Source organism: Sphingomonas sp. 22176 (assembly GCF_052045505.1).
Lineage (GTDB): Bacteria > Pseudomonadota > Alphaproteobacteria > Sphingomonadales > Sphingomonadaceae > Sphingomonas.
Genome location: NZ_JBQEPL010000001.1, coordinates 713,496 through 725,040, shown reverse-complemented (window position 1 = coordinate 725,040; position 11,545 = coordinate 713,496). Strand labels below are relative to the sequence as shown.

General features: G+C 64.1%; 5 protein-coding genes and 1 pseudogene. 5 read left to right on the top strand and 1 reads right to left on the bottom strand.

Annotated features, from left to right (window positions below):
- Positions 1-196 precede the first annotated feature (196 nt).
- The 4 genes from ACTJKY_RS03380 (at position 197) to ACTJKY_RS03365 (ending at position 8,943) form a co-directional block, all read left to right on the top strand.
- Positions 197-793: a tyrosine-type recombinase/integrase gene (locus ACTJKY_RS03380; protein ID WP_440844200.1), complete on the top strand. Its 597-nt coding sequence runs from the start codon at positions 197-199 to the stop codon at positions 791-793.
- A gap of 637 nt (positions 794-1,430) precedes the next feature.
- Positions 1,431-2,906: a glycoside hydrolase family 27 protein gene (locus ACTJKY_RS03375; RefSeq protein ID WP_440844198.1), complete on the top strand. Its 1,476-nt coding sequence runs from the start codon at positions 1,431-1,433 to the stop codon at positions 2,904-2,906.
- Between the two features lie 361 nt (positions 2,907-3,267).
- On the top strand, positions 3,268-6,003 hold the full coding sequence (locus tag ACTJKY_RS03370) for a TonB-dependent receptor (protein WP_440844196.1): 2,736 nt from the start codon (positions 3,268-3,270) through the stop codon (positions 6,001-6,003).
- An 81-nt stretch (positions 6,004-6,084) separates the two neighbouring features.
- Positions 6,085-8,943 (top strand): glycoside hydrolase family 127 protein, encoded by a 2,859-nt coding sequence (locus ACTJKY_RS03365; RefSeq protein WP_440844195.1) that lies wholly within the window; start codon positions 6,085-6,087, stop codon positions 8,941-8,943.
- A 155-nt stretch (positions 8,944-9,098) separates the two neighbouring features.
- On the opposite strand, the gene ACTJKY_RS03360 is transcribed toward ACTJKY_RS03365, so the two are convergent.
- On the bottom strand, positions 9,099-10,667 hold the full coding sequence (locus ACTJKY_RS03360) for a family 43 glycosylhydrolase (protein WP_440844194.1): 1,569 nt from the start codon (positions 10,665-10,667) through the stop codon (positions 9,099-9,101).
- A 379-nt stretch (positions 10,668-11,046) separates the two neighbouring features.
- On the opposite strand from ACTJKY_RS03360, the pseudogene ACTJKY_RS03355 reads away from it, so the two are divergent.
- Positions 11,047-11,513, top strand: a pseudogene (locus ACTJKY_RS03355) (tryptophan 7-halogenase); the annotation flags it as partial.
- Between the last annotated feature and the right edge of the window lie 32 nt (positions 11,514-11,545).

The window sequence follows — 11,545 nt, the reverse complement described above, 5'->3', positions numbered from 1 at the left end:
CTCCCCAAACCCGCTAAAACTGCTAGAAAGCCGCAGAATCAGCGGTTTTTTCGTTCCGCTGCGTTTCACTCGATCCGACACGATCTCACGCGAAGTGTGGGGAAAGTGTGGGGAAGAATGAGGTGGAGGTGGCATGGGAAAGCTCACTGCACCCAAGATCCGGTCTTGACCGAGCCCGGTCGCTATTCCGACGGGGATGGCCTGTTTCTCGAAATTAATGGCAAGGGAGCAGCCAGCTGGATCCTCCGGGGTCCAGAATAATGGGAAGCGGCAGGATATCGGGCTGGGCTCCTCAGAGGCAGTTTCGCTCAAAGAGGCTCGGGAAGCCGCCTTCGCTACTCGGCAGAAGATCGCGCAGGGCATCGACCCTGTCGCCGAACGGAAGCAGGAGCGGCAGGTCATCCCAACGTTCCGCAGTGCCACTGAAATGGTGCACGAAGAGCACGAGAAGGCTTGGAAGAACGGCAAGCATCAGAACCAATGGATCGCGACGCTGAAGACCTACGCCTTCCCCAAGATGGGCGACCGCCTGGTCGGCGAGATCGAGTCCCCCCTGATCCGGGATGTGCTGGCGCCAACCTTGCTCGCGAAGCCGGAAACTGCGCGCCGCGTTCGGCAACGCATCGGCACAGTTCTGGACTGGTCCTATGCCCGCGGGTTTCGCGCAACCGAAGCGCCTATGCGGTCACTTTCCAAGGGGCTCCCTCGCCAGCCCAAGAAGGACAACCATTTCGCGGCTTTGCCGTACGCTTCCGTGCCGGGTTTTCTTGAGAAACTGGGCGAGCGCGAATAAGCGAAGGTTCCTCATGCGCGACTGGGCTGCCTTCTGTGCCAACACGTCTATCCAGGTGAGCGGCTGACAAACCGTTGGCTAATGTCGTGTAGGTTTTTTGTCCCGAAGTTCAGAACAGTGGCTTGTTGGCACTGATCAAACGTGACGTGGCGCTGGTGGATGGGGATCCCACGCTGGTCACAGATCCCGCAGGTTAATATTACTCTCTGCAACCTCCAGCGGAGTACCCCCCAGATGGCTCAATGAACATCACTGCCACTGCCTTCCCTGGCTGCACCAGCACTGCGGCGATCTGCGCGTCCTTGCATCTCTTGTGCCTCTCTGCGGTGCCCTTCCTGTAGGCGCGTTTTCCGAATCGAGCCGGTCCAGAAAGCGAACAGCAGTTCGCGCACCTGGATGGTATTCCGAAAGATTCGCTTCACTTGCGCTCACGGTATATATAGTATACGGAATACTATATTGGGACGTTCTACGGCAGTCCGTCTGCTCGCCGCGGGACCCCCTTCCATTCACCGCAGGAGGTTTGCCGATGCGGCGCCAGTTCTATCGTATCGCCGCTCGGGCCTCCTGCGCGTCGGCTCTGCCTCTAGCCCGCTATGCCGTTGCACTTGCAGCGGCCTGCTCCGTCGCCAGCCCCGTGCCCGCCGCCGCGCAATCTGCACCGATCGGTGCCTGGGTGTTCGACAACCCGCCGGCATATCCGGAGATCACCATGCTGCAGGTGCGGCGGGACGGCGATGTACTGCGCGGCACGCTTACCAGTCGGTGGTACGGGCGGATCGAGATGCAGCATGTCGTTCTTCAGGATCGAACGCTGCACTTTGATCTGCGTAACATCAACGACCCAACGCGACCGACCCGCCACTGGACCGCACGCTTCGACCACAAGGGCGCCGTCACCTTGTCGGGCGGCATATGGCATAGCGATGTCACCCAGACCGGCCGGCGGGGCACGCTCGCGGACGTGCGCACCCGAACCTTCCGCTTGGCTCGCAAGCTTCCGCCGCGCGCGTCGCTTGCGCCCGACGCCTTGGCCGCGGTGCCCCCAATGGGGTGGTCGAGCTGGAACAAGTTCGCCGACAAGATCGATGCCGCGACGATCCGCTCGATCGCCGACGCTATGGTTGCCAGCGGGTTGCGCGATGCGGGCTATCTGTACGTCAACATCGACGATGGCTGGCAGGGTGTGCGCGGCCGGGATGGCACGCTTCGGCCCAACCACCGGTTCCCGGACATGAAAGCGCTGGCGGACTATGTCCATGCGCGAGGCCTGAAGCTCGGGCTCTACTCGTCTCCCGGCCCGCGGACCTGCGCAGGCTATGAGGGCAGCTACGGCCATGTGGAACAAGATGCCCGTACGTTTGCGGCATGGGGCATCGACTATGTGAAGTACGACCTATGCTCGGGCGAGTGGTTCTACGATACCGCTGGGACGGTGCGGCAGGCCTATTACGCCATGGGCGCGGCACTTCGAGCGACCGGCCGTCCCATCCTATACTCCCTCTGCGAATATGGGCGTTTTGACGTGGCCGGATGGGGGCGCGCCGTGGGTGGGCATCTGTGGCGGACCACCGGCGACATCACCGACGCGTACAAGACGATGGCGGAGATCGGCTTCGATCGAAATCCGCGCTTTACGCCTGGCGGTCCGGGCGGGTGGAACGACCCTGACATGCTCGAGGTCGGCAATGGCGGCATGAGTGAGGACGAGTATCGGACGCATATTACGCTCTGGGCGATGCAGGCCGCGCCGCTGATCATGGGGCATGATCTACGCACCATGTCTGCGGCTACTAAGGCGATACTGGAGAATAGCGGCGTCATTGCGATCGACCAGGATCGGCTGGGTGCGCAGGGGCAGCGGGTTCGCACGGTCGGTGCGATCGAAATCTGGCGGAAACCCCTGGCCGATGGCGCAATCGCCTTGGCGATCTTCAATCGCGGCATGGCGGCCGGCACGATCGATCTCTTGCCCGCAGACATGCCGGGCACGTCCGCGGGAGCGATCAAGGACATCTTCGAAGGAGAGCCGACGACTGTCGCTACCCGCTTCACCGTCGCGGCGCATGGCGTCCGGCTGCTGCGCATCGCGCCATCTGCACCGGCACGCTGAGACATATGCCGGGCAGGAAGTGCCCGTCCAAGAAGAACGGGAGACCTTCTTCTCAAAAGTAGGAGTAAAAGGATTGACAGCACCCTCTCTTAGATAAAGTATACGATAAAAGCAGAGGGAGTGGGGGATGACGTGCATTATCAAGAAGAGGAATGCTCTCGCATTCGGGCCAGCGCTGGTGGTGTTGACAGTAGGACTTGCACCGGCGCCCAGCTTCGCTGCCGGGGCGCAAACGACCACCCAGACGGACGAACACCAAGACCACGCGACAAAGCGGCGAGCGGCGCGTGATGCCCGGCGCGCGGATCGACTCCGCAAAACGCGCAGATCGCAAACCTCGGCGAATGGGCAGCCGGATGCGGTGGCCGGTAGTGATATCGTCGTCACCGGCTTCAGGAAGAGTGTTAGCGACTCGATCGATCGCAAGCGGAACGCACGGGGGATGGTCGACGTCGTCACGTCAGAAGACGCTGGTAAATTGCCGGACAACAACGTCGTCGAGGCGATGGCACGGATCACCGGGGTCACCGTCACGCGCAGCCAGGGACGCGCCGACGGCTTCAACATCCGCGGACTTGACGGCGTCCAGACCACTGTGAATGGCATCGAAGGCGCCACTGCGCCGCTGCCCGGTGAGGCCGGCCGTACGCTGGCGCTCGACAGCGTGCCCGCCGAACTCGTCAAGTCGATCGAGGTCCACAAGACACGGACTGCCGACCAGATCGAAGGCGGGATCGGCGGTTCGGTGAACGTCGAACTGCGCCGCCCGCTCGATCTCCGCAAGGGATGGACGATCGCGGGCAGCATCCGCGATCAATATGGCGAGCAGGGCAAGCTGTGGAGCCCGTCGGGCACCCTGCTGGTCGCCAACCGGTTCGACACCGGGATCGGCGAGATCGGCTTCCTGGTCAACGGCGCCTATAGCCGTCCTAAGTATCAGGAAGCCTATAATTATACCGAATCGCCTGATTTTGTAGGCTGCCCGACTTGTGTGATACGTCAGAGCCTCCCTGCGGCGCAGCGGGACACGCTTACCACCCCGTACCGCGCCGCCTATGGGCTCAACGAAGGCGAGCGGACGCAGAAGTCGCTCAGTGGCGCCCTGCAATGGCGCGCCAGTCCGAAGCTGAATTTCGTGCTCGAAGGATCATATTTCGGCGAGGATCAGCGCGACGAGTATAACTCGCTCTTCCTGCGCACGCGGGAGGATTACTATACGCTGCAGAACCTGCGGATTTCGCCCAGCGGCGTATTGCTGGGGTACGACATCACCAACGCCCCCAATGCTAATGGGAACCTCGTCAATTTCGGCAAACTCAACGCAGGCTTTACTGGCAACGAAAGCCAGGGCACCGCAAAAACCTACCGCACCAATTTCAAGACACATTTCGAGGTGCCGGGCCTCACCATCGATGCAAGCGCGCAGTATCAGTGGAGCGACAACAGCTATTTCCTGGCTGGGCATAGCGGGAACTATTCTGGACTGACCCGCGCCCGTGTGGACTTCGATTCACCGAAGGTCTCCGGCAACGGACCTTATTTTACGTTCAACGTAGCGCCGACCGACCCTGCGCTGGCGCGGATCGAATCACTGAACGACAACATCGGATCGGGGAAGAACACCCAGTTTTCAGCGCAGGTCGACATCCGGAAGGAGCTTGCGCCTGAAGGGTTGCTGCGCGCCTTCAAGTTCGGCGCGCGCTACGCACGCAATACGACGGAGTATAGCAGCAGCTATCGCTATGCCGGTTGGTTCGATCCGGCGCGGCAGCTGCCGCTCTCCGCACTGCCCGGCGTGCAGGCAGTGACGATCACGCCGGACATTCCAGGCGGCTCGCCATTGTCGTGGGTGCAGCTCAACAGCGCCCAGCTCTATTCCAACTGGGCGGCCGTCACCAAATTCATCGTCGCGAACGACCCCGAATTTTTGGATGGCCCTGGCCGTGCCAACGGTGTCGCCGCACTGTTCGGAACCGATCGTCCCAACAGCGGCGACGTGGTCTATTCCGGCCATACGCAGGAGAATATCGTCGCAGCCTATGGTATGCTCGACTGGGGCTTCAGGGCGAAATTCCCGATCGATGGCCAATTCGGCCTGCGCGCGGTCAACACCTTCTCGTCGATCAACGGGACCAATGTGCAATTGGGCGCGCCCGTTCTGGATGCATCTGGCAGGCCGACCGGGGTTTTCGGCCCGGACCTGTTCCAGGTCACCGCGGTCCGCGCCAACTATCTGGACCTGTTGCCCAGCGCCTTCGCCACCGCGCACTTCACGGACAAGCTGCAACTGCGGGCGAGCTACAGCCACAATGTCCAGCGGCCGGGCCTGTTCGATCTGCGCAATTTCCGCCAGATCAACTATCGCGACCCGAATGACGGCGTCTACGCCGGCAACCCCGACCTGAAGCCGACGACCACCAACGATTACAACGTCGCGCTGGAATGGTATTTCATGCCCGGCGGGATCGTGTCCCTGGGCGCTTTCTCGAAGAACCAGACCGGCTTCATCTACTATACCCGCCAAATCGAGTTCGTTCCCGAGGTCGGCGCCCCGCGCAACGTGTTCAAGCCGCGCAACGCCGGGCCGGGACAGACGCAGGGTGTGGAATTCCAGGCAACCGGCTTCTTCCGCTTCCTACCGGGCTTCCTGCGCAACTTCGGCGCCACCGTGAACGCGACGTGGATCCCCACCGCCAACCTGTCGCTGCCGGTGGAATCGGCAAATCAGCCGGCCGATGGTCCGGTCGCATACGATCTGATCGAGCGTCGCGCGCCGTTCGCCTCGCGCTGGACGTATAATCTGATCGGCTATTATGAAACGCCCAAATTCAGCGCGCGCCTGGCCTATAACTGGCGTTCGGAATACCAGACCGGTGTGGATGCCGTGAACCAAAGCTACATCATCTCCTCGCGTGCGACGAGCCGGCTGGACGGCGCCATAAACTACACGCCGGTCAAGTATCTGACCTTCAGCATCGAGGGGTCGAACCTGCTGAACACCATCGATAAGAATTATTATTTCATCTACCCCGAGCTGCCAAACGGCATTCGAGCGATGAGCCGGACGATTACTGGCGGCGTCCGCTTCCGGTTCTGAGGCTCGCTCACGGTACCAACGTGGTTGCGGGGTGGGCGAACATCGTCCGCCCCGCCAACGCTTATTTTGCAGGATAGTTTGATGCGCTACCCCTCAGACGTCAACGCCGCCACCCATGCCGATTGCTGCATCGCGCCGGACCGGCGCGGCCTGCTGACGGCCGCAGCGGCCGGCGCACTGGCATCGATTGCCGGAAACGCATTAGCGGCTCCCGTGACCGGGGGGGCTTCCACCCCGGTCGATCTGGCCAAAGTCGCGACGGCGAGCGGCCGCCATGTTTCCGGCGACACCAGCTATGCCGCGCTCAACAACGGTGCTGTTCCGGCCAATTCGGCCGATACGTCGCGCGGCGCCTATGGCACTTGGCCGCGCACCGACTTGCAATGGGTGGAATATGCGTGGAGCCAGCCGATCTCCACCGATGCGATCGAAACCTATTGGTGGCAGGACGGACAGGGCATCGGCGCCCCCCGGTCGGCGCGCCTGCTCTATTGGAACGGCAGCGCCTTCGTGCCCGTCGGGAATGCGCGCGGCGGCGGCGTGGCGATCGACCGGTTCAATCGTACCGATTTCGATCGCGTGACGACGGATCGGCTGCGCCTGGAGGTCACTGGCGACGGCAAGAAGTCGATCGGCCTGCTGCAATGGCGGGTGTGGAGCGCGGGGACGGTGCCGGCCTTCGCGCCGGTGGTCGCGGCAGGGATCGACCGATCGGTGGTGATGGGCGGGCAGACCTATCTCGCCGGCAAGGCCGACTGGCTCCAGCACAGCCCCGGCGACATCGCCCGGTGGAGCAAGGCGAGCGGCCCCGGCGAAGTGCTGTTCGACGATGCGGGGGCACCGGTGACGCGGGCCCGTGTGACCGCGCCCGGCGAGTATGTGCTGCGGCTTTCGGCGGCAGGGCGCGGCAAGGCCTCTGAATCGCTGCTGCGGCTGCGTGCCGAGCCGGCGCCGCCGGCCAAGCGGCTCGATGTCGTCTACACGACGCGCTACGCGATCGACAGCCCGCTGTGGAATGCGCGCGCCAAGGCGCTGATCGTCAACTGGATTCCGCATTGCGTCGCCTATTGCGAGCGCACCGACCTGAAGATCGGCGACGGCGGCATCGACAATTTCATCGAAGCCGCCAAGGCGCTGCGCGGCGAGCCCCATGCGCCGCACAAGGGCTATGTGTTCTCCAACGCCTGGGTGCACCAGACGGTGGAATCGATGTGCATCGCGCTGATGGTCGATGCGCAGGGGGATGCCGAGATCCTCGCCGCTCAGGCCGAGATGCGCCGCACGCTGGACCGATGGATCCCGATCATCCTGGCCGCGCAGGAGCCGGACGGCTATCTCCAGACCGCCTATACCCTGGCCGATCGTTCGCGATGGCGCGATCGCTGGTCGCCGGACCACCGGGGCGATCATGAGGGCTATGTCGCCGGCTATTTCATCGAATCCGCGATCAACCACCATACATTGACCGAGGGCCGCGACCTGCGCCTGTACGATGCCGCCAAGAAGCTGGCGGATTGCTGGGTCGCCCATATCGGCCCCGGCAAGAAGGCGTGGTTCGACGGCCACCAGGAAATGGAGCAGGCGCTCGTCCGTTTCGGTCGCTTCGTCAACGATGTGGAAGGGGGCGGGCGCGGCGACGGGTACATCCGTCTTGCCCGCTTCCTGCTCGATTCACGCGAAGGCGGATCGGAATATGACCAGAGCCACCTGCCGCCCGAGCAGCAATATGAAGCCGTCGGCCACGCCGTTCGTGCCGTGTACTTCTATTCCGGCATGGCCGACATCGCGGCGGAGACCGGGGACCGCGATTACCAGAGCGCGGTTGCCGCGCTGTGGGACAACATGGTCAACCGCAAATATTACGTCACCGGCGGCGTCGGCAGCGGCGATACCTCCGAAGGCTTTGGCGGCAACTACGCGCTGCGCAACGACGCCTACTGCGAATCCTGCTCCAGCTGCGGCCTGATCTTCTTCCAGTACAAGATGAACCTGTCGTACCACGACGCCAAATATGCCGATCTGTACGAGGAGACGATGTACAACGCGCTGCTGGGCGCGACGGATCTGGAGGGCAAGACCTTCACCTATACCAACCCGCTGGTCGATACCGAACGCGCGAAGTGGCATGTCTGCCCCTGTTGCGTCGGCAACATCCCGCGCACGCTGCTGATGATGCCCACCTGGACCTATGTGAAGGGCGAGGACGGCATCTACGTCAACCTCTTCGTAGGCAGCCGCATCGATGTGGGCGAGGTGGCGGGCACCCGTGTCGAGATGGTGCAGGAAACCGATTATCCTTGGAAGGGCGCGGTGGCGATCACCGTCCATCCGCGCGAGCGCCGGCGCTTCTCCGTGCGGGTGCGCGTGCCGGATCGCGCTACCAGCGCGCTCTACACCGCCGAGCCGGCGGTGAAAGGCCTGCTGCGGCTTTCGGTCAACGGCACGCCGATGGCGCCGCGGATCGAGAAGGGCTATGCTGTGCTCACCCGCGAATGGAGCCCCGGCGACAGGATCGAGCTGGAACTGCCGATGACGGTGCAGCGGGTGAAGGCGGACGCCAAGATCGAGGCGACCCGGGGCAAGGTCGCGCTGCGGTACGGCCCGCTCGTCTACAATGTCGAGCGCGCGGACCAGCCGCGGACCGACCTGTCGCTGGGCCGCGCGGCGGTGGTGCCGGAATGGCGCGGCGACCTGCTCGGCGGCGTGACGGTGCTTCGCGGGCGCTGGCAGGATGGTTCGCCGATGACGGCCATTCCCTATTATGCGCGCGCCAACCGCACCGGGGCGCCGGTGCGCGAATTCCCGCGCGGGGAGGGCACGGTCGAATACGCCCCCGGCGCCACCCAGAGCGGCGGCGGCACCTCTGCGTTGGCCGAAGCGGAGGAGGGGCCGCGGCGCGGATCGCCGGATGCGGTGGTTTGGCTGACCGACCTCGTCTAAGCGGGCGGGGATTGATCGACCTGGTCGATCGCCCCGGTTCGATGCGGCGGCTGGGGCGTTTTCACCTTCGGTGAAGACGCCCTCGCTTTTCGATGCCACATTTTTCGATTCGTCGACCGAGTACGATCAACTCGAACATGCTCTAGCCGGCGCAATCAGTCATGGCACGCCGAGACCGGCGCGACGGGCTTTGCGCGTGGCGGCACCTCGACGGGAGCCAGCGCCTCCCATTCCTGCACGCCCACCCCGGCGACGCTGCCGCCGCTGCTGGAGGCATCAAACACCGCGCGCAGGCACCGCGTCGTGATCGCGGTAAAGCGGACCTCCTCGAAACGGTCGACGCCGGTGCCATAGCCGCTGGCGCCCGGGACCGGCTTCCAGCCGTCGCGCCAATATTCCAGATGCCAGCGGGCCGGCGGTGCAACACCGACGCCCGATCCCGCCGGCTGATCGGCGAAGAAGCGGATGCGGCTCGCGTTCAGCGTCACCGGCGCGGCCCAGCGATATTCCACCCAAGGGCGTGGCGGGTTGTTACCGGCCCAGCTGCCCCACATGTCGGGCGGCAGCGGCGCGGCGCGGACGACGCCGTCGTTCAGCGCGGCGATCCAATATTGCACCGGCAGCGGCAGGTTGGAGGCGGTGGCGAAGGCGCCGGGGGCGATGTTCCGGGTCGGCGGCGGTGCCTTGGCCCGCATCCGCGTGGGAGTCACCGGTCGGATCGCGGCAGGCGTGACGCTGTCGTCCCAGGTAATCGGATCGAGCGCGACCGATCGGCGGAAATGCCCGCCGCCCGTGGCATCGGCGGTATGGTAGGCGAGATACCACTGTCCCTTGAAGACGACCGCGCCCGCGTGCGAGGTCGTGGAGGAAACGGGGGGGAGCAGCACGCCGCGATAGGTCCAGGGTCCCAGCGGCGAGGGGGCAGTCGCATAGGCTTGGCATGCATGGTAGACCGCCGGGGTGCAGGCGCTGTCCGGGCCCGCATTGTTCGCAGCGTAAAGCAGATAGTAAGTGCCCTTGCGCTTCATCAGCCAAGGCGCCTCGAAGAAGCCGGTGGCGCCGGTGATCCGCTCTTCCGGCCCCTTCGGGGTCACCATGTCCGCCGCCAGCTCAATGGCGCGGAGCTGGCCGAAGGTTCCCCAGTAGAGGAAGACGCGGTTGTCGTCATCGACCAGCACCGTCGGGTCGATGTTCTGAATGTCGTTGCCGACGGGCGTGCGCTGCGAGACGATCGGGCCGGCGGGATGCGCGTCGCGCCATGGCCCCAGCGGCGTATCCGCTACCGCGACGCCGATGGCGAACCGATCCTTCGCGTCGCTGTCGCGTTCCAGCACGGGGGCGTAGAAGTAGAAGCGCCCGTCCGTGCCGCGGACGATCTGCCCGGCATAGGCACGTCCGGACTCCGCCCAGCGGAACACGGTTTCGGGGCGCGCGATCGACGGATAGTGCTGCCAGTGGCCGGTGCCGGGATCCTTGGTCGACAGCAGCTGCCATTCGTTCATGATGAAATCATTGACCCCATCGGGCGCTTCATCCCGGCCGGCGAGTATCCACAAGGTGTCGCCATCCACAAGTGGGGCAGGATCCGTGGAGTAATATCGACCATCGCTCAGTATGGGATTGCCGTTGATGATAACCGGCGCAGGCGACTGAGCCGATTGCGCCCATGCCGGCGTCGGAACGAGGGCTGCGACTGCAATTACGCGATGTATAGATCCGAGCATCCGCCGATTCCCTGTTGCCCTGGTGGTCCCTTTACCAGCACGGCGACAAGAGAAGAGGCCCATTCCCATGCCGCCGCACGCTGCCATCCAACCACTAGACCAACCGGAAGGCTGCAACAATATATAGTATACATATGTATTGTTTCCGCTCGTTGGAGCACATCGACCGCAGGCATGTGGGCCTGAACATGACGCTGGTTCAGCGGATCAATTCATCGCCGACACCGTTGCGCTTGATCCGGGCAGAGCCGTGGCGGCCATTCGACGGATGCGGGAGCGGTTCAAGCGTCCGGAGAAAACAGCCGAGGTGCTGCTGCTGGAGATGGAAGCCGATGGGCTGACCGAGACCGTCGACGTGCTGCGGGCGCATGTGCTGTCCCCCGATTGCCGGTCGCTCTTGTCGACCTTGGGCTACGCTTATCATTTCGACGCGGGCCTCTACGCACACTACCTGCGCGGACTGGCCGAGCGAGCAGGCGTGACCCGGATCGAGGGCATGGTCGGCTCGGTCCTGCAGGACGGGGAGAACGGCTTCGTCCGTTCGCTGGCGCTGGACGACGCAGCGTGGTCGAAGGCGATCTCTTCCTCGATTGTTCCGGGCTCCGGGGCGTGCTGATAGGGCAGGCACTCGGCGTCGGCTATTACGACTGGTCGCACTGGCTGCCCTGCGACTGCGCCTGGGCGGCGCCGAGCGCAGCGGAGACGCGCCTTACCCCGTTCACCCGCGCGACGGCGGCCGAGGCAGGGTGGCGCTGGCGCATCCCGCTCCAGCACCGGGTTGGCAATGGCTATGTCTTCGCCAGCGGCTTTCAGGACCAGGCGGCGGCGCGCGCTTCGCTGCTCGCCGCGGCGAACTTTCTAACAGCGACACTCGACGT